The organism is Helicobacter sp. MIT 99-5507, assembly GCF_003364295.1.
Lineage (GTDB): Bacteria > Campylobacterota > Campylobacteria > Campylobacterales > Helicobacteraceae > NHYM01.
Window position 1 is genome coordinate 40,763 of sequence record NZ_NXLO01000003.1, and the last position, 20,711, is coordinate 61,473.

Consider the following 20,711-nt stretch of genomic DNA (forward strand, 5'->3'; position numbering starts at 1 on the left):
TTCCTTAATTTATAAATGTAACTTCTACTTCTACTTCTGGTGCTAAATCAAGCCCCATTAGACTATCAACAGTTTCTGGAGTGGCAGACATGATATCTATTATCCTACTATGGATTCTCATTTCAAACTGCTCTCTAGAATCCTTATTTACATGCGGTGAGCGTAAAACCGTGTATTTTCTCTTTCTTGTAGGAAGTGGAACTGGTCCAATTATCTCTGAACCTGTCCTCTTTGCTGTTTCAACAATCGAAGAAACTGACCTATCTAACACCCTATGGTCATAAGCCTTTAGTTTAAGTCTCATTTTTTCCATGTTTATTATTTCCTTAAAATTTAGGTATATAGAATACACAAAGCAAAAAATTGCTTTTAGTTTTAAAATAAAGGCAAAATTCTATAATAAAATAATGAAGTTAGTCAATACATTTTACTATAAATAGGGAAATATAATAAATTTTATTTCCTTATAAAAAGGATAATAAGCTCTTAAAGATAAAATTTATTTCTCTTGAAATTCCCTAATCTTATTTTCAACACTATTAATAATCCAATCAGGAGTAGAAGCTCCAGCAGTAATTCCACATTTTTGTTTGCCTACAAACCATTCTTTTTGCAATTCATTTTCATCTTCGATACAATAACTATCCTTGCAGTAGTTAAGCGATATATTTAGCAATTGCTTTGTATTTGAACTTTGTTTTCCACCAACAACAATAACTACATCAGAATCTATAGCCAACTCTTTTACTGCTTCTTGATTTGCAAATGTAGCATTACAAATAGTATTAAATACTCTTACTTCAGAGCATATTTCTATTAAATAATTTGCAATTTCTAAAAACTTTGATAGATTTTTTGTTGTTTGTGAGACTAATGCAACTTTATTTTTTATGATATTAATATCAATATGGTCTTTATCTAATACCACTTGATATGCTTTAGTGCAATAACTTGCAACACCTTTTACTTCTGGGTGATCTTTATCTCCAAAAATAATTATATGATATCCTTCATCACTCATTTGCTCACAAATTTTTTGAGGTTTTGTTACAAATGGACAAGTAGCATCAATGATATTTACATTTGATTGTTTCAATCTCTCTAAATCATTTTTTTGGATTCCATGTGTTCTAATTATCACATTTGAATTTTCTTTAATATTATCCAAATTGGTTTCTACATGGACATTGAAATTTACTTTTAGTCTATCGATTTCTTTTTGATTATGTATCAAAGGACCGATTGTAATTGCATTTTTATTTTGTTCAGCAAGCTTGATTGCTCTTTTTACACCAAAACAGAATCCATATTCATTTGCTCTTTTTATTTGCACTTTTTACCTACTTAAACTATTTTTTATTGTTGTGATATTTTTGATAATATCTAAGAAATTTGGAAATGATACATCAATACAAGCAGAATCTTCTACAATCACTCCATATAAGATTCCAAGTATCGCAAAACTCATAGCAATTCTATGATCGCCATAGCTATTTATGGTTGGTATTTTTTTCTTCAAATTTATACCACCTTCAATAATAAATCCATCTTCTAATTCTTCACATCTAACACCAAATGATTTTAACCCCTCTAATGTCGCTTTTATCCTATCGCTTTCTTTAAATCGCAATTCTTTGGCATTTGTTATCTTGCTGCTACCTTTTGCACAAGCAAAAGCAATAGCCAAAGCTGGAATCTCATCTATAAGCCATGATATATTAGAATCTACACTAATGGCATTAAGCTCATTATTTTTGATGGTAATATCGCCTATATCTTCATATTCACTATTTTTTATTTCTATTTTTATATCAACTCCCATTTTTTGCAATACAAAAAATGCTTCGATTCTCGTTGGATTTAATAATACATCTTTTAAAACAACTTTAGCATTTTTTGTGATAGCTGCAAGAATAGCAAAATAAAATGCACTTGAAGGGTCAGCTGGGATTGTAATATCAAGTGGATTTAGTGGCTCTTTATTTGAATTTATTATTATTTCATTATCATTTATTTTCAAATCTGCGCCCATTCCAAGAAACATTCTCTCTGTATGGTCCCTGCTTTTTGAGATTTCACTAAATTTACTAATGCCTTGTATTTGCAATGCTGATAAAATCATAGCACTTTTTACTTGTGCTGATGATATAAGACTATGATATGTAAATGGATTTAGTGTTGCGCCATTTATACAAATAGGAGCAAGGGTATTATTGCATCTTGCAGAGATATTTGCACCGATACTATTTAGTGGCTCAATAATTCGCTTCATTGGTCTAGAATTTAGATATTTATCACCACTTAGGATAAAATTTCCTTTATTTGGTGCAAGTAATCCTATATAAAGTCTCATTGCTGTGCCTGCATTGCCACAATAAAGAATATCTATAGGTTCATTTATACCATTTGTTGGACTAAAATATAATTCCTTGCTATTTTTGATGGATTCTATATTATTTATATTTCCATTAGAATCTTTTACTTCTAGCCCAAGCTGCATGGCTATTTTTAAAGTATCAAGTGTATCTTCACCAAAAAGATAATTTCTAACTCTACTTTGTTTATTGCTAAAAAAAGAAAATATAGCACTGCGATGCGATATAGATTTATCTGGAGCAATAGAATCTATGCATAAATCTATATTATTTACAATAGGTAAAATCTCTGTTTTTCTCATCTAAGTATTGCCCCAAACTTGGATGATAAGAGTTCAACAATATTATCAATCTTTAAATCATCTTCACTAAGTGTTTTATTCATTGATTGAAATGTAATCCTAAAACTCAAACTCACCTTGTCTCCGAGCTCATCACTTTTATACAAATCAAGTGGAATGATAGATTTTATATCAGGAAAATTTTGGCTAAGAATCTCTTTTTTAATCTCTCCAAATTCTATATTTTTATCAAGCAATATTGTAATATCTCTTTGAGATGCTTGGAATCTAGAAAACTCACTAAATACAGGAATCTTAATAATTTCAAACAATTTATCAAAACAAATCTCACAAATAAATGTATCTTCGCTTATATCTAGCTTGTTTGAAATAAATGGATTTAACTTTCCTATTAATCCTATTTCTTTGCCATCTTTTATAATTGTTGCACAAATATTTTTGTGATATATCATATTTGCACTACTAGATTCTAAAGTAAATTTACCAACTATATCGCTTATTACACTTGCAAAACTATAAAAATCCCATATTTCACCTTTTGGATTTGGATATACAGAATCTAGTCTATTTCCACTCACTACAAAAGCTAAAGATGAACTTTCTTCTCTTTTTTTATTATAAATACTTCCTATTTCAAATAATCTAATTGTGTTGTAGCCATAATTTTTGTTTCTTGCTACGCTATCAAGCATAGCAGGCAATAGTGAGCTTCTAAGAGTGTTCAAATCACTTGTAATTGGATTTGTTATATCAAGATTGGATTCTAAAACCTCATATCCATAAGATTGTAAAATCTCTTTTTTATAAAATACATAATGCAAACATTCAAAAAACCTATTTGCTATCGCCTTACTTGCAATAAATCGCTTAGATTTATATAAATGATAATTGTTATCTACACTATTACACTGGATAAATTTCTGTGGTATAGATTTGATTTTATCAATACCTCTAAGTCTTAGGATTTCTTCTGCAACATCTTGTAAAGTATGAATATCTTGTCTATATAAAGGTGGATTGATAGCAATAAAACTATCATCTGCAGCAGAATTGATAACAAATTCCATTTTCTTTAATAAATCTGTAATCTCTTCATGTTTTATTTTATTGCCTATAATATTTCTAATATCTTCAAAGCTACAATCAATCCTTATGATAGGGTAATCTTGAATAATATCTTGAGTTGATGAATAAATCACACTAAGAGACATATCACTTAAAAGATTGCATAAAAATTCCATGCCTTCTTTTATCAGTGGAGAGCTTCCTCTTTTGCTTAAATATAATATTTTTGAATCAGATTCTATTTTATTATTAAATACTACTTCTGATATATAATTTGCTGGTATAAAGCTTGTTTCAAATACTGCAATCCTAGAATCTTGATTTGCATAGCTTTTGTCATTGCTTTCAATTCCAATATCATATAGTTTATTGTCATAATAATATACACTCTCAATGCCATTAGAATCTTTCTTTATATGTATATGAATCTTTTTATTATCATTTGAAATCTTACTATCATAAGAATCAAATTTATAAGCATTGATTATTACACCTGTCATATAGGTAGTAAATGCTAATAGATTCTGCAATGCATCATCTTTTAGATTATCACAAATTGCAAGTGAAATCTGCGTGGTTATATCAACATTTATTTTATCTAGCTCTGCGACTTTATAACAAAGCGATGATTGCATGGTATTATCAAATGATACATTTAAGATTCTGCCAATTCCTGGAGTAATCTCATTTTTTATTTCTTTTTCTTTCTCTATATTTAGCTTTAAATTAAGTGCGGCTGCTAAATCTCTTGCAATACCTATCAAGCTAAGCCAATCACCTCTATTTGGCGTGACCCCAACCTCAAATACAACATCATTAAATAAAGGATATTCACAAATTTCTTTTCCAAGCTCTAATTCTCCAATGCTAGAATCTAAAACTAAGATTCCATCATTTACTTTTGGCATTCCAAGTTCTGTGCTAGAACATATCATACCACAGCTATCTACGCCTCTTAAATTACTTTTTTTAATCTCTAATTTATCTAATTTTGCACCAATTAATGCAACGCTTACATATTGACCTTTTGCTACATTTTTTGCACCACAGACAATTTGAAGCACCTCGCTTCCAATATCTACTTTACAAATATTTAATTTATCTGCATCAGGATGCTTTATCTTTTCGACTACAAGACCAACAACAACATTATTTGGAACTCTTAATATTTGCTTATCTTCTACTTCCAAACCTATATCATTTAAAGTTTTACATAGAATCTCATCATTTATCTTAGAAATATCAATAAATCTTGATATCAAATTTCTGCTAAATTTCATTAAAACTGCTCCAATAATCTTAAGTCTGTTTCAAAAAATGATCTTAAATCATTCACTCCATAACTTAGCATTGCAAAACGTTCCACTCCAAGACCAAAGGCATATCCACTTACATCTTTAAGTCCAACTGCCTTAAATACATTATTATCTACAACGCCACATCCTAGCACTTCAAGCCAACCTGTATTTGAACATACTCTACAACCTGCACCTTTACAAAATACACAGCTAATATCCACTTCAGCACTTGGTTCAGTAAATGGAAAAAAGCTAGAGCGGAATCTAATCTTGATATCTCCAAACATATAAGTTAAAAAATCTTCTAATATGTATTTTAAGTTTGCAAAATTGACTTCTTTATCTTTATCTACAACAAGTGCTTCAACTTGATGAAACATAGGCGAATGCGTCATATCATAATCTCGCCTAAATACAGCACCTGGGCTTATTATCCTAATTGGCAATTTTCCTTCTTCCATTGTTCGAATCTGCACAGGTGAAGTATGCGGACGAAGTAGCATAGAATCATTAAAATAAAATGTATCTTGCATATCTCTTGCAGGATGAAACTTTGGAAGATTTAGCGCCTCAAAACTATGAAAATCATCTTCTACTAGCGGACCATATTTCAAAGAAAAATCCATGCCAACAAAATAATCAATAATCTTATCAAATATGATATTTATAGGATGTCCATACATAGGAGATAAACTAGAGTTAAACAAACTCACATCTATTTTTTGAGATTCTATTTTTTGATTTAATTCAAATTCTTCTAATTCGCTTTTTTTAGTAGTTAGTATAGATTCTATTTTTTGCTTAATATCATTTAACTCTTTTGCCACCTGTTTTTTAGAATCATCGCTAATATTTTTTAGATTACTAAATTCATTTGTAAGAAGTCCTTTTTTTCCAAATACCTTTAATCGTAATAATTCTAAATCTTTAGTTTGGCTACACTTGCTTATTTCATTTAGTATTTCATTTAACCATTCCAATACAAAAACCTTAAATATAATTTTTTATAGTTTATAATTGTATTCAAATTTTGTTTAATTATTTGGTAATTTTATTTTTAAATGCAAGTTTTATACATGTATTTATGATTTATTAAACTTAATATTATAGAATTCAGCCCATAGATTCCAATCTAAAGTAACAAGGATAGGCAAATGATATTTAAACCTTTTAGAATCTTTATTTTTATTGCAGCATTGATTGCAAATATGTATGCTTTTAATTTTGACTTTGTGGATGCTAGAAAAAAAGGTTATAGCGATAAAGAAATATTAGATTATGTATCTAAAAATTTTAATCAATATGATATAGCAAGTGTTAGACAGGCAGGACTTAGCGATAAAGAAATAGTAGATTTTTTTATACAAAGAGATTCTGTAAATTCACAATTAGCAGATTTATCAAAAGGAAATTTCAATAAAATACAGCCAAGCAGAATCAGGGTATATCCAGAAGAAATATCTTCTAGGTTAGCACTTGGTTGCATGATATATACAGGAAAAATCAAACAACAAAATGATGGTTGGAGTCATATAGCAAAACTCACAGATTTTGCAATAGCAATATATACAGCTGCTTATTTAAAAGAAGCAAATTATTTTGATATCAATAAAAGCGAAGGTGTTAGCCTAAAAAATATATGCGCAACTTGGATTGATAAATTGCAAACAAAAGATGAAATAAGCAAATTATACGCATTATCATTAGTAAATGAAATAAATAAATTAGTAAAACAAAAAAAATCTCTTATTTTAGATTAAAACAAATTAAATTCTATTAAGTAAGGAAAAAATATGAAATATATAATATTTAGCATTATTGCTTCTATGGCACTAAATGCACACGAATCAAACATAAAACAAGATGTGCAAGGTACGCAATCTTTAGAAAATCTACTCTTGCTCCCACCACTAACACTAGATAGTATAGAAAATAATGATACAAAAGAAAATGAGAATAAAGATAGCACAAAACAATATGGTTTTGCTGGACATGTTGGTCTTTTTAATAAAACAAATCTAGGAAAAACAAAAGATAATTATAATGCCTTTAGTGCGTCACTAGATCTTACATATAGTTTGCAAAATACACTATTTTTTGGTCTTGGCATACATATTATCACCCCTCTTTATGAATATCCAAAATACAATGCTATTAATAATTATATAGATACAAGATTCCTCACAAATAAAGCATATATAAATTATAAAGTGGATAATTTTTTTGATGTAACAGCGGGTAGATATCATGAGGATAGAGATTGGCTAAAGCATTATGTGCAAGGCGTTAGCATTGATGCGCAATATAATTCATTTGAAGTGTGGGCAAATTTTGTTGATGAGCAAGCTCATGCAAATAGAGAACATGTAAGTAATTTTGATATATATAAAAATGCATATAATGATGAATTTTTATGGGCAGCTGGGCTTAATGTAAATATTCCATATATAACAATAGCACCTTATTATTATGCTATGAATAAATTCTTTTGGAGTGTGGGTGGAAAGGTAGAATCTAAATTAGTAAAAAAAGAAGGTTTTAGCTATGTTACGACATTGCATTATACATATTTAAATTCAAAGACAAATAACATAACAAACGATCACTCTCATGATCATTCACATTCAAATTTAGCTGGGGATAGCTCTATAATATGGTTTGATCAAGAAATAAATTATTCATTTAACAATGGCTCATTATTATTTGGTGGTGGTTACATGCAAGTATGGAAATCATATTTTGAATTGGCAAGTATGGGGAATATGTCAAGATTTGAAACACATAGCCATCAAGAATATGATGTAATAGAACCTGGTGGAATTGATAATGGAATAAATACTTCAAATATGTTTAATGCAAATACAAGAACATTTTATGGATTTGTTGGCACAGAAATAAACAAAGTCGCTCTAATGGCACTTCTTAGAAATTCTAAAGGAGATGGAATAACTCAAAATTCTTATTCACTAGGTTTTAGGTGGAATGTCACACTTGGAGTAAATATTGGTGGAATTGGTGCTTATATGATTGAAAACAAAAGAAATCTAAGCTTTTTAAAAGGATATGTAGAATTTAGAATCTAGCCTTTTAGATTGGTTAAATATTTATTCTAAATACTTTTTTACTTATGCACTAAAAAAATATTATTTGTAATATTTTGGAGTTAAATTTATTTTTTCTATAAAAGAAGAAGTTATCAATATCTAGATTCTTAGAATCTAGATATCTCTCTAGCTGGCTTGCCACCTGCATTTTTTATCATATCATATGCTTTATCTTTTGCGATATCAAGTGCAGAATCGCCATCGCCATTTACCAAATTTACATCTGCAGCAGAATCTATTAGTAATTCTATAATATCCAAATTTCCAGCTGCAGCAGCAGACATCAAAGAAGTCCAACCCTCCATATCAACTGCATTTATATCTGCTTTGGAATCTATTAGCATATCAACAATGTCATAATAATTTTGATATGATGCAATCATTAGCGGCGTAGCAGATGATGCTCTATCTCTTATGTCTATTTTTGCACCAGCTTCTATTAATAAAGAGACTACCCATTTTTTACCTTTGTATGCAGCCATGATAAGTGGGCTATCACCATTATTATTTATAAAATCAAGATTTGCTTTTCTATCAATTAATAATTCTACTAAATTCACATAACCAAGCTGGCTTGCAACAAGAAGAGGTGTGCTATTTGCATCATCATAATGTATAAGAGTATCTACATCTACTCCATCATCTAAAAATTGTTTTAATGTCTCTAAATCTCCATTAATAACAGCCGATCTAAAAGATTCTTTATTGAAACTTGATTGAACCTTACCATCTGATAATAATTCTACTACTTTAGTGCTACCATCTCTTTTTGCGATATCAAGTGCAATATCACCATCACTATTTTCTATATTTTTATCTGCTCCAGCATCAAGTAACATTTGTGCAATTTCAACATCGCCATTTGAAGCAGCAGACATTAATGCACTCCAATTATCTTCTTTGCCAACTGCATTTACATCTGCACCAGAATCTAATAAAAACTTCACTATTTCTTTATATCCATGAAAAGAAGCAAGGACTAATGGAGTAGCACTAATATCATTTTGAGCTTCAATATCAGCACCAAGTGAAACTAAATCTTTTGTCATTTGTAATTGTCCATTTGCTGCTGCAACAATAAGTGGAGTATCATCACCATTTGCTCTACCATTTATATCAACACCAAGTTTTATGTATTGATTAAAAGTTTTATAATCACCACTTCTAATGATTTCATAAAAAGTAGGTAAATCATCTATATCTATGTCATTGTTTGCGTGTTTATTAGTTGCACCATTAGAATCTTTAGAAAGCAAAGCAATAACTTTACTTGCATTATTTTGTTTTGCGATATCAAGTGCAGTATCACCATCACTATTTTCTATATTTTTATCTGCTCCAGCATCAAGTAACATTTTTACTATTGTTTCACTATTTGGAGTATCTACTACCGCAAACATAAGTGCCGTATTGCCATGATAATCAACTGCATTTACATCTATACCAGAAGCTATTAGCAATAAAACATGTTTATTTTTTTGAGCATCGCAAGCATACATCAATGCATTTCTACCCTCATTATCTTGTGCATTAATATCACTACCTAATCTAAGAATATATTCAAACATATCCGAAGAATCAAGCAAAGATGCAATCATCAAAGGCGTTTTGCCATTAGAATCTCTTATATCTTGCCATACTGCACCCTTATCTATCAACATCTCAACCATATCAACATTGCCCAATGAAATAGCTATAAATATAGGCAATTCCGGTGCAACAAGATTAGCATCTGCACCGGAATCTAGCAATAACTCGGCTATATCTAAATCATTTTCAAATATTGCATGTATCAATGGGGTCATTCCATCTTTGTCTTTTATATTGACATCTACACCATTGTCAATTGCAGTTCTTACATCTTGTGTAGAATTATTTTCTATTGCTTCAAAAATATCAAAAGCATGACTAAAAACAGCTATAAAAGCAACAAAAAATAAACTTGGTAGCCTAATCATAAATAATACTCCTTGAGAAAATATATGGTAATTAAAATTTTTAGAATATTTTAAAAATGGATATGATTCCAAATATCAATTTAATACTATCTTAAAAGTTTAAAGGATTCTATTGTATCTTTTAAATGCTTTGTATTTACAGAAAATAAAGAAATGCAATTTAAAGATGAGCTAAAAAAGGAGCTTGGCGGGATTTGAGATTCTGCATATATGACGCTAACAAAAACTACCAAATATAATATTTCACAAATATTCTAATTTTTGTTTTTGTTGTTGGATGTGGATAGTCTTTGTAGGCTATTTGTATTATAGTCATAGTATTTTTATCAAGTATCATAGATCTAGAATCTTGTATTATTTTTAAGTCACTAATATCACCATTTGGATACAAATAAAACTCAACAGCATTAGTCCCTTGTTGTCCTAAATATCCTGCATCTGGCGGATAACCTCTTTTGCTTAGATAATATTGAGTAATCCGCCCAATATCTCTTAAATTATTGATAATAAAATCTTGTTCTGCTTCGCCATAATCTCCAAGCTCATCTCCATAAAGTTGCATTATTTCATTTTGCGTCTCTTGTGGAATATTTTGCAATTTTCTTGCAATATCTGCTTGTATGCTATTGGCTCTTTGACTTTGTTGAATACTTGAATTGATATTTTTATCAAATACTTCGAGTTTAGAGAGATCATAGCTTCTAGGCAAAGTTTGCTCTTTTATTTCTTGAGAATCTTTTGGCTTACTATTTTCTTGTTTTAAATTTTTATTTTCTGCTGGCATTGGCTGTGGATTTTGCGCAGGTTGTGATTGTATCGGTGGAAGTGGAGGTTTTGTTATGGGTGTATTTTCTTTTAGTGTGCTATCGCTTTTGGCTATGTCTCCACCTCTTTTAAAAGCAAGCTTTACTTTTTTATCCTCATTTATTTTATCATCAACCTTGGCAAAAAGAAAAGAAAAGAAAAGAAAGGTAGCAATATGCAGGATTATAGAAACAATCAATGCAATTAAAAATACCCTATTTCGTTTCATGTTTATAATCTTTTATGATAGATGGCAGTCTTGCTTCTTTCATCTCTAAAAGTTTGCTAAAGCTAATATCCTCGTCAAATTCGTCATTTTGGATTCTATCAATTATAAAACTATTATGTTCGCCTACAAATAATAAATATTTATACTCTTTTCTATCAAGCACCACGATTTTATTTTTTGAATCTATATTTATTATTTTACTAACACCTAAACCATTGTTAATAGGTAAATTTATCAAAGAAGTATCATCTAATTTATTTGTATTTTTAAAATAAGAAAATTCCTTATTTTTTATTTGCATTTTTTTCTTTACAATAATCAATGTAATAAGCAATGCGGATAATACCATAATAACAGCGACATATCTCCAAGTCTCTAGCTCTAATGGAGATTTTGTAGTGATATAATTATTAGATATACTAGAATTATTTTTTATCGCACTAATTGCACTTTCAAGCCCCTCGTGCTGTGCTGTTGTATTTGTAATCAAGTTTGAAAAGATGCTTTCATTTTTAGCAACAACAACTTTTAAGATTCTATTTGAATTAAGCACATCAATAGAATATTTTAAATCAAAATCATTCTCTGCAAATACGATATATAAATCATCATTTTGTTGAAAAATCTCAACTCTTTTTATTAGATTTGTGTGTTCTGTTATTTTTTTTTGATTAAAGATTGTATTTTCTAGGATAATAGCACCAAATGTATTAGAAGATTTTCTTGAAACGCTACTATTAAAAGCAGAATCTAACAAAAATATAATTTCTATTTTTTTATCATCTGAAGTTATAGTAAAGTCTTTTACACCCAATGAATATAAAAATAATGGAATAAATAAGCAAAATAAAAATCGCATTTATATCTATGATTTGTCTTTTGTTAGATAATAAATTATTGCATTAGAATCTAAGATTTCATTTATCCTAATTGCAAGGCTTTTTTCATACACCATTACTTCACCCTTGCCAATTATTCTATCATTTACAAATACCTCTACACTCTCTCCTGCTGGTTTTTGCAAATCAATAACGGTTCCTTTATCAAATTTTAAAATCTCTGCAATACTTACTTTTGTCCTGCCTAACTCGGATTTAAAAGTGATATCCATATCAAGAAGACCTGAATAATTCTCCATCATCTCTTGAAGATATTTTGCTAATTCAATATCCTTTGGATTATGCACCAATCTATCATCTAAGATATCATCTTTAGCCATATGCTCCTCCAAATATTAAATTTCATATATACTACATCGCATATTTTGACTTTTATATCCAATACATTTATTGTAATTATTAATTATTTTATTTCCAATAAATTCTGGAATCCCAAGCTTTAAAACAATACCACTTTCCTCATATAATACTTTTGCTTTACCAATAGCTATATTTGCCATTTCTTTTGAAATATCAATCAAAGTATCATTGCTTGGGTTTTCTTCATTTAAAAAATCAAGAGCAAATTTTAATAACAATGCTTTATTTGTAGCAATATAAAAAGTCCTAGAATCCAATCTTATTTTTGATACAAATGCCCTCTTTAAAGGAATCTTATCTTCTATCATAGAAACATTAAGAGTGTCTTTTATAGCGCATAAAAGTGCTTTTTGCAATATTTCCACAAATTACCCTTTATTTTTTTAATTTATCTTTATACGAACAAAAATCATAAACAAAACAATCAAAACATTGAGGATTTAATGCTTTACAAATATACCTACCAAACAATACAAAACCTTGATGCAAAATATGCCTGTTTTGTTTAAATATTTTATTTAAATCTTTTTCTGTATTTTCTACATTTTTTGCTTTACTTAAACCTAAACGATGTGATACTCTAAATACATGCGTATCAACTGCCATAAGATTCTCATTATTGTATTCTAACAAAACAACATTTGCAGTCTTTTGACCAACCCCTGATAGTGATTTTAATTTATCTCTATTTAGCGGAATCTTGCCATCAAATTCGCTTATTACTGCCTTTGCAAGATTGATTATATTTTTTGCTTTATTATTAAAAAATGAGCAAGTAGAAATAAGCTTTTTTACATCATCAAGTGAAGCATTTGATAAAGCTTGCACATCTGGATATTTTTTAAATAAAGCTGGAGTGATTAGATTTACGCGTTTATCGGTGCATTGTGCTGATAAAATAACACAAATTAATAATTCATATAAATTATTGTATTTTAATTCTGTTTTTGCATTTTTATATTTATCAACAAAAATAGATTCTATGTTTTTATATATATCTTTCTTTGTCAAGCAATCTCCCTAATGCTAACCTCTCTAGCCTCACTCACACGCAAAGCTATTCTTGTATTATTTGTCATAATTGCTATTGTAGCCCTATCGATTGAACGTTCAAGCAAACGCACAGAAGTGCCCACACAAATACCTAGTGCAACAAATCTTTCTCTTAATATATTATCATCTGTATTGATTTTATTTATAAGATAAGTTTTATCTTGTTTTATATCTGCTAGAGTCAAAGTCAATTCCTTTTATATAAAATAAGAATGGTTATTATACTACTACAAAACAATATTTATTCCACATCATCAACAAAATTTACAAAGTTTCCATTTTCTATTTTGTATAAATTTATATTATAAATGGCTTGATTCTTGCTAAAAGATTCTACAAAATATCTGCTAAATTCACTTGACATATCACTCAAAAACAAATCCATGCCAAGTGCTGTTGAGTAATTCACCCAATCATATTGCAAATCACTTGATAATAATATTCCATATTCAACTAATTTTTCTTCTGTCTTACTAATAGAATTTGCAATGATTACATTGCTTGTATCATTTCCTCTTACAAGAGATAATAAAACTGGATTATAATTTACTTGTGTAGATAGAATCCTAGAGGGCTTTTTATTTGATACATCAAGCTGTGATAAAAGTAATCCAGACTTTACAATTGGTGTATTTAAAAATATATTGCTATTAGATAAAATATCTTGATTTGCTTCGATATTCTTTGAAAAATTTGCTGCCATTTTGTTTGTGATAACTTCTTCAAAAAAGATTGGTGGATTTAGCGATTTTACAATTTCACCAAGATATTGCCCAAGAGAGCTATCATCATTATAGCTAATAACTGCACCATGACCTTTGTTTTCACTAGTTTGACTTGGAATCATAGATTTATTGCTATTTTCACTACTGCTATTATCATCGCTCTTGTCTTCATCTATTTTGCTCATCAAAACATTGATTTGAGATTCATAATCAATTCCACCAAATACGATATTTGATTTTGCTCTCAAATCTTTATTTGTCATTGTAGGGATATAAATTGGCACATTAATAGAATCTAGGGCGCTTATAGAATCTTTGTTAGATAAAATAGCTATTACAAAATGAAACTGCTCATTATTTATTTCTTCTACACTTTTAACAAGCGAAGCATAATCCTCATTTAAACTATCAAAAATCTTAAATCTAAAATCTATATCTCTTGAAAATAAATAAGCAAGAATAGTATCAATAGTCGTGGTAGAATATTTGCCAATGATTTTTTTTGGCATCAAAAGTGCCACTTCAAGACTTTTCCCAAGTGGATTAAATCTAAGCTTATAATAAATCCCTATATTATTTGAGTATATCTCCATTAAGTTATGCAACTCACTATCTTTTATAATATCTCTATTAAATCTAGCTACAAATGAGAAAGGCTTTTTCTCCTCACTTAATTGAAATAAGCATTTATCATCACAAAATTCTGGATTTATATCTATCACTTCAATGCTAGCAGATGGGATATCTGAAAAAATACTCTCTTGCGAGAATAGCTCTGAAAATAAAAATAATGGGAACAATAATAAGATTCTAGCTTTCATTATATACACCTTAAATTTTAAATGATTATTTTAAAAATTCCTTTGCTATTTTAAAATCATCAAATGCAAGAGGTTTTAATGATGGATTTTTTAGCAAATCATTGATAGCGTATGTTACTATAAAATCCTTTTGCTTATTTAAAAGATTTTTGCTCTCTAAGATTCTGCCTCTTAGGTTTTCTAGTTTTTCTTCTGTTTGCAAAATATGCCTAGCTACAATTTCACCAAATAAAATAATAATTCTTGGATTGAGTGCATCTATTTGTGATTTTAGATATTCTTTGCATATATACATATATTTATCAGTGATATTTACATTTGTATTGCATTTTATCATAGAAAATGAACTATAAGAATCTTCATTAAATACATTTTTTGCTATATTTTTTATCATTATCTCACTTGCGCTAAATGGCAATATTGGCTTTAATGTAACAAAAACTATACTATTTACTCCACCACTTAAACCTAGAATCTTTTCTTTTGAAGCTTTTGATAAATCACATAAATGGCAATTTTTTATCACATCATCTAAATTACTTGATTTAAATATCGCATCTTTTTTTAAATTTATATCAATATTTTCACAATAATTTTCGCCTATAAGTCGCCGAATATAGAGTTGTTTTAATAATAATGCTTTTACTAACATATCTAATAAATATAATTATTGCTTTTTAAACAAGCAAAATACGCTCTCTTGGAAGCATTAGAATCTAAACTAGAAATATCTAAGAGAATAGCATTTGATTTTGTATTCATTTTTTTGGATTCTATGAATTTTATTATGATAAAACAATCTTTAAACACTTTGTCTCCAACATTTGCCCTATAATATTCATCTATATTTTCTAATTCTATCAATTCCTCTTTGAAATCTATAAATCTATTTGTATGATAATAAAATTTAAGATTCTTGCCTACTACGACTTTGCTATCTTTTGTTGTGATGCTTTTATTGGATTGGTTATAATCTCTATTGTTTATGTGTTTTATATTTAAGATTCCATTTTCTACACTAAAATCATTTTGATTTAAATGATATATATTTTCAACTTCAAAATCAAAATCAAGTCCATATAGACAAATAGACACAAAAAACAAACTAAAAATAAATCTCATATATAACCAAATGATAATGTTTTGGTATGATTCTAAATAATTTAAGATAAAGATAAAGTAAAGATATGAATAAAATCATCATACTAGGCAAACCAAATGTCGGTAAAAGCTCGTTGTTTAATTGCTTTTTTAAAGAGAGAATCGCGATTACTTCTGATATAAGCGGAACAACAAGAGATATAAATATTAAATCAATTATCATAAATGATATAGAAGCATTATTGTGTGATACTGCAGGGATAGTGCAAAAAGAAGAGGGTTTTTTTATTGATATTAAGCAAAAGGTTTTATCCTTTGTTAATGATAATGATATAGTGCTTTATGTCATAGATGGAAGCCAAGGAATTGATGATTATGATATAAAACTTTTTAGAAAACTAAAAAATGCCACATTAGTCATCAATAAAATTGATAAGAAAAAAGATGGACTAAATACATGGGAATATGGAATCTTTGGCACAAAAAATATATTTTTTATATCTAGTTTGCATAATAAAGGATTGCATAGTTTAAAAGAGTTTGTATCACAAAAGCTAAACAATGCAATAAATCAAGACCCAATACTAGAAGATTGCATACAAGATTCTAATAAAATTATAAATATTGGCATCATTGGTAGAGTAAATGTAGGCAAAAGCTCGATTTTAAATGCTTTACTAAATAAAGAACGTTCAGTTGTAAGCGATATTGCAGGCACTACCATAGATCCAGTAGATGACAAAATAGAATACAAAGATAAGATTCTAAATTTTGTTGATACAGCAGGTATAAGGCAGAGATCAAAAATCGAGGGTATAGAAAAATACGCACTAGATAGGACAAAAAAGATTCTTGAAATTAGCAATATCGTTTTGCTTATACTCGATAGCTCAATGCCATTTGTAGATTTAGATGAAAAGATAAGCGGACTTAGTGATAAATACAATCTAGGAATTATCATCGTTTTAAATAAATGGGATATAAGATATAGTGAATTTCAAGAAATACAAAAAGAAATAAAAAGAAAATTTGCATATCTAAGCTATGCGCCAATTATCACTGCAAGTGCTACAAATAAAAGACATATAAATGATATTAAAGATATGATTTTAGAAGTTTATGAAAATTATAATAGGCGAATACCAACAGCATTGCTTAATTCTACAATAAAAGATGCAACGATAAGACATCCTATTCCAAGCGATAAAGGGAAAATGGTAAAAATTTATTATGCCACACAAATAAGAAATGCACCGCCTGAAATTGTATTAGTGATGAATAAACCAAAATCCTTGCATTTTAGTTATAAAAGATATTTGATAAATTATTTAAGAAAATCATTTAATTTTAAGGGTAGTCCAATTTTAATAAGCCCTAAAGCAAAATCATCAAAGTTTAATGACAAAGAAAACAAGCCAGAATCCGTAGTGGAATCTTAAAAATATTTTAAAGTGATAAAATTCTTTGTAAAAATTATTAAATTTTTAAGTAATCTGTAGAATAATCTACAAATATAGTTGTAAAAAAAGAGTTAGAGATGAAAGATTTAAATATTTATTTTAGACAAAAACGATATATAATGTATATCATTACAACAATTATTATAATGGGATTGCCATTTATAAACATCAATGGAAATCAAGTTTTCTTACTATCATTTGATAAAAAACAACTCCATATATTAGGTGTTGTTTTTGATATGCAAGAATTATATTTAATGCCATTTTTGCTTATTATGCTTTTTGTTGGTATTTTTTTACTTACAACCTTAGCAGGTCGTGCATGGTGTGGCTGGGCTTGTCCGCATACAATTTTTAGAGTAATTTATAGAGATATTATTGAAACAAAGATTCTAGGTTTAAGAAAATCAATTGAAAATAAACAAAAACAGCCTGATTTAAGCTCATTTCAAAATAAGATAAAAAAAGCTATAGGAATTTTTATTTGGGCAATTTTGTCATTTATTGCTGCATCAAATTTTTTATTTTATTTTGTGCCACCAAGCGATTTTTTTGCTTATCTTAGTGATTTTAATAATCACAAAATATTACTAGGCTTTATCATCGCGATTACCACATTTCTTACGCTAGAAATCATTTTTGTTCAAGAAAATTTTTGTATTTATGTATGCCCTTATTGCAGAGTGCAATCTGTTTTATATGACAATGACACAAAAACTATTATCTATGACACAAAACGTGGCTCAAAAATCTATGACAATAATGGTATAGCTTTAAGCAAAAATGAAATTAATGGAGAGTGCATAAGTTGTCATAAATGCGTGAGAGTATGCCCAACACATATTGATATAAGAAAAGGACTTCAACTTGAGTGCATAAACTGCCTTGAATGTGCTGATGCTTGCAGTAGCGTGATGGAAAAATTAAATAAAGTATCACTTATTAGATGGAGCAGTATAAATAGCATAGATAATAACTCAAAAATAAAATACTTTAGAGGAAAAACAATAGGATATATATTAGTTTTACTCATTGCGCTATCTATTGCAGTATCTCTATCATTAAATAAATCTACAATGCTACTTAATATCAATCGCTCAACTGAAAGCTATAAGATTCTAGAAAATGGCGAAATAGAAAATCACTATTTGATGTTATTTCAAAACACAGATAATAAAGCGCATACATTTTATTTTAGAATCCTAGATAATGATGATATAAAAATAAGACTACCAAAAGAAGGTTTTGAGATAAAAGCGGGTAAAAAAATGCGAAAAAGAGTATATTTATACACTTTAGAAAATCACAATACAGAATCTAGCGATAAAATCATACCAATTACAATTGAGGCATATGCAGTTGATGATGAAAATATAAAAATTATACAAAAGAGTATCTTTGTATATCCACAAAAATAGAATTACTATAAAACAAAAATTAGAGGCAAAAAATATAGCCTCCTTAAGGCATAAAATAGCCTCTATGCCAAAAGATAAATACAATATAACCATAGATGATATAATCAAAATAGAATCTAGCGATATAGAATATAAAGAAGATATTATAAATCTTGCTTATGAACTAAAACCATGGAGAAAAGGACCATTTCAAATATTTGATAATCTTATAAATAGTGAATGGAATAGCTCCATAAAATACAATATAATCAAAAATCATCTAAATATAAATAATAAAATCGTAGCTGATATTGGGTGCAATAATGGATATTATATGTTTAGGATGCTTGAATTAAATCCAAAAAAAATCATTGGTTTTGACCCGAGTGCGCATTGTTTTTGTCAATTTGATTTTATAAATCATTTTATTGATAGCAAAATAAAATTTGAAATGCTAGGGATACAGGATTTAACCCACTATGATATAAAATTTGATACGATATTGTGTCTTGGTGTCCTTTATCACAGGACAAATCCGATTGATTGCCTAAAGATTCTAAAACAAGCATTGAATCTAAATGGCGAATTAATCCTTGATTGTCTTATAATAGATTCTATAAAACCAATAGCCCTAAGCCCTCTTAGTTATGCAAAGATGAAAAATGTATATTTTATACCAAGTATTAGTGCATTAAGAAATTGGCTAGAGCGAGCTAATTTTAAAGATATAGAAATTATTGCTACAAAAAAAACCAATCTAAATGAGCAAAGAAAAACAGAGTGGATAAACGGAGAGAGCCTAGAATCCTTTTTAGATAAAAATAATCCAGCAAAAACTATAGAAGGATACCAAGCACCAAAGAGAATCTATCTTAAAGCAAAAGGGTAAATATGGATAATAATGAATTATTTCAACCAAATGACGAACAAAAAGTATGCAAAAAAATAAATAGAGACTTATGTGGAGAAATCATAAAACAAACAAAAAATAAAGCTGAAGTAAAATTCATTCCAACAGAATCTATGATAATGGATGATAATATGCTAATCCATCATGGATTTATATTTAATGCTGCATCTTTTTGTGCTATGAGTGCGGTAAATGAAGCAAATTCGATGATTATATATGCAGAAACAAAATTCCTATCACCAATAGAATTAAATAGTGAGGTTACATTCAAAGGCAATGCCCTGCAAGGTGACACAAAAAAAAGAGAAGTAGCCGTGGAAGGCTTTTTATACAATATAAAAGTATTTGATGCGATATTTCATATAATTGTTTTTGATAAAAGCATGTTTAAAATTGATTTTAAAAACCTAAAATAAAATACAAATATTTTAAAAAACAAAGCAAGAATCTAAACAAATTCTAATAAATATTTATGCTGATTCTATTTAAAGCCTTTGATATTATTGCAAGCTTATTTTTTCTTATAAAAGGAAATGTATGAAAATACAAGTGAGTAAAATATGGCATGGGGAGCATTGCTTCTTGGCTCAATGATTGAGTGGATTTGGGTAAGCGGGCTAAAATATGCTGATACTTTCGCACTCCATGAGCAGGAACTATAATAGCTTCTTTTAGTCTTATGCTCATTGCTGTAAAAAAGATTGAAGTAAGTATAGGTTATTCTGTTTTTGTGGGGCTTGGCAGGTTGGTGTGGTATTAAGTGAGATTCTCATTTTTAAACAACCATTTGATGTAATAAAGATTATCTTTATATGTATTCTTCTTATTGGAGTAATTGGGCTAAAAATTG

22 protein-coding genes are annotated in these 20,711 nt (G+C 28.5%); 7 read left to right on the forward strand and 15 right to left on the reverse strand.

Annotated elements, in window-relative coordinates; genetic code table 11:
* Positions 1-4: 4 nt before the first annotated feature.
* The 5 genes from rpsJ to pheS form a co-directional block, all read right to left on the reverse strand.
* Positions 5-313, reverse strand: coding sequence for a 30S ribosomal protein S10 (rpsJ, locus tag CQA42_RS04925; protein ID WP_115583588.1), 309 nt, complete (start codon positions 311-313; stop codon positions 5-7).
* Positions 314-499: 186 nt separating this feature from the next.
* A complete protein-coding gene (locus tag CQA42_RS04930; protein WP_115583589.1) occupies positions 500-1,333 on the reverse strand; it encodes a 4-hydroxy-3-methylbut-2-enyl diphosphate reductase in 834 nt (277 codons plus the stop codon).
* A 3-nt stretch (positions 1,334-1,336) separates the two neighbouring features.
* A complete protein-coding gene (aroA, locus tag CQA42_RS04935; RefSeq protein WP_115583590.1) occupies positions 1,337-2,677 on the reverse strand; it encodes a 3-phosphoshikimate 1-carboxyvinyltransferase in 1,341 nt (446 codons plus the stop codon).
* The gene (pheT, locus tag CQA42_RS04940; protein WP_115583591.1) at positions 2,674-5,022 is read right to left on the reverse strand and encodes a phenylalanine--tRNA ligase subunit beta; all 2,349 of its coding nucleotides are present in this window, start codon (positions 5,020-5,022) and stop codon (positions 2,674-2,676) included. Before pheT ends, aroA begins: the two co-directional genes overlap by 4 nt.
* Positions 5,022-6,020, reverse strand: a complete 999-nt coding sequence (gene pheS, locus CQA42_RS04945; protein ID WP_258865572.1) for a phenylalanine--tRNA ligase subunit alpha — start codon at positions 6,018-6,020, stop codon at positions 5,022-5,024. Before pheS ends, pheT begins: the two co-directional genes overlap by 1 nt.
* A gap of 174 nt (positions 6,021-6,194) precedes the next feature.
* On the opposite strand from pheS, the gene CQA42_RS04950 reads away from it, so the two are divergent.
* Positions 6,195-6,800: a hypothetical protein gene (locus tag CQA42_RS04950; RefSeq protein WP_115583593.1), complete on the forward strand. Its 606-nt coding sequence runs from the start codon at positions 6,195-6,197 to the stop codon at positions 6,798-6,800.
* Positions 6,801-6,833: 33 nt separating this feature from the next.
* Positions 6,834-8,123: an outer membrane family protein gene (locus CQA42_RS04955; RefSeq protein ID WP_115583594.1), complete on the forward strand. Its 1,290-nt coding sequence runs from the start codon at positions 6,834-6,836 to the stop codon at positions 8,121-8,123.
* A 128-nt stretch (positions 8,124-8,251) separates the two neighbouring features.
* On the opposite strand, the gene CQA42_RS04960 is transcribed toward CQA42_RS04955, so the two are convergent.
* The 10 genes from CQA42_RS04960 to CQA42_RS05005 form a co-directional block, all read right to left on the reverse strand.
* Positions 8,252-10,102, reverse strand: coding sequence for an ankyrin repeat domain-containing protein (locus CQA42_RS04960; RefSeq protein WP_115583595.1), 1,851 nt, complete (start codon positions 10,100-10,102; stop codon positions 8,252-8,254).
* Between the two features lie 226 nt (positions 10,103-10,328).
* Positions 10,329-11,135 carry a TonB family protein gene (locus CQA42_RS04965; RefSeq protein WP_115583596.1) on the reverse strand — a complete coding sequence of 269 codons (807 nt, stop codon included), beginning with the start codon at positions 11,133-11,135 and terminating at the stop codon, positions 10,329-10,331.
* A complete protein-coding gene (locus tag CQA42_RS04970) occupies positions 11,122-11,994 on the reverse strand; it encodes a hypothetical protein (protein ID WP_115583597.1) in 873 nt (290 codons plus the stop codon). Before CQA42_RS04970 ends, CQA42_RS04965 begins: the two co-directional genes overlap by 14 nt.
* Before the next feature lie 6 nt (positions 11,995-12,000).
* A complete protein-coding gene (fliN, locus tag CQA42_RS04975; protein ID WP_115583598.1) occupies positions 12,001-12,354 on the reverse strand; it encodes a flagellar motor switch protein FliN in 354 nt (117 codons plus the stop codon).
* Between the two features lie 15 nt (positions 12,355-12,369).
* Positions 12,370-12,759 (reverse strand): chemotaxis protein CheX, encoded by a 390-nt coding sequence (locus CQA42_RS04980; protein WP_115583599.1) that lies wholly within the window; start codon positions 12,757-12,759, stop codon positions 12,370-12,372.
* A gap of 10 nt (positions 12,760-12,769) precedes the next feature.
* Positions 12,770-13,390: an endonuclease III gene (gene nth, locus CQA42_RS04985; protein ID WP_408941439.1), complete on the reverse strand. Its 621-nt coding sequence runs from the start codon at positions 13,388-13,390 to the stop codon at positions 12,770-12,772.
* An 11-nt stretch (positions 13,391-13,401) separates the two neighbouring features.
* Positions 13,402-13,632, reverse strand: coding sequence for a FeoA family protein (locus CQA42_RS04990; RefSeq protein ID WP_181881503.1), 231 nt, complete (start codon positions 13,630-13,632; stop codon positions 13,402-13,404).
* A gap of 56 nt (positions 13,633-13,688) precedes the next feature.
* The gene (locus tag CQA42_RS04995) at positions 13,689-14,993 is read right to left on the reverse strand and encodes a hypothetical protein (protein WP_115583602.1); all 1,305 of its coding nucleotides are present in this window, start codon (positions 14,991-14,993) and stop codon (positions 13,689-13,691) included.
* A gap of 25 nt (positions 14,994-15,018) precedes the next feature.
* Positions 15,019-15,645, reverse strand: a complete 627-nt coding sequence (locus CQA42_RS05000) for a uracil-DNA glycosylase family protein (protein WP_115583603.1) — start codon at positions 15,643-15,645, stop codon at positions 15,019-15,021.
* A gap of 2 nt (positions 15,646-15,647) precedes the next feature.
* Positions 15,648-16,115, reverse strand: coding sequence for a hypothetical protein (locus CQA42_RS05005; protein WP_115583604.1), 468 nt, complete (start codon positions 16,113-16,115; stop codon positions 15,648-15,650).
* A gap of 65 nt (positions 16,116-16,180) precedes the next feature.
* On the opposite strand from CQA42_RS05005, the gene der reads away from it, so the two are divergent.
* The 5 genes from der to CQA42_RS08455 all read left to right on the forward strand — a co-directional run bounded on the left by der (position 16,181) and on the right by CQA42_RS08455 (position 20,621).
* On the forward strand, positions 16,181-17,533 hold the full coding sequence (gene der, locus CQA42_RS05010; RefSeq protein ID WP_115583605.1) for a ribosome biogenesis GTPase Der: 1,353 nt from the start codon (positions 16,181-16,183) through the stop codon (positions 17,531-17,533).
* A gap of 98 nt (positions 17,534-17,631) precedes the next feature.
* Entirely contained in the window at positions 17,632-18,972 is a 1,341-nt protein-coding gene (gene ccoG, locus CQA42_RS05015; protein WP_115583606.1) for a cytochrome c oxidase accessory protein CcoG, read from the forward strand.
* Positions 18,959-19,840, forward strand: coding sequence for a tRNA 5-methoxyuridine(34)/uridine 5-oxyacetic acid(34) synthase CmoB (cmoB, locus tag CQA42_RS05020; RefSeq protein ID WP_408941440.1), 882 nt, complete (start codon positions 18,959-18,961; stop codon positions 19,838-19,840). Before ccoG ends, cmoB begins: the two co-directional genes overlap by 14 nt.
* A 2-nt stretch (positions 19,841-19,842) precedes the next feature.
* On the forward strand, positions 19,843-20,277 hold the full coding sequence (locus CQA42_RS05025) for a PaaI family thioesterase (RefSeq protein ID WP_115583607.1): 435 nt from the start codon (positions 19,843-19,845) through the stop codon (positions 20,275-20,277).
* Positions 20,278-20,540: 263 nt separating this feature from the next.
* Positions 20,541-20,621: a hypothetical protein gene (locus CQA42_RS08455; RefSeq protein ID WP_258865588.1), complete on the forward strand. Its 81-nt coding sequence runs from the start codon at positions 20,541-20,543 to the stop codon at positions 20,619-20,621.
* The last annotated feature ends 90 nt before the right edge of the window (positions 20,622-20,711 follow it).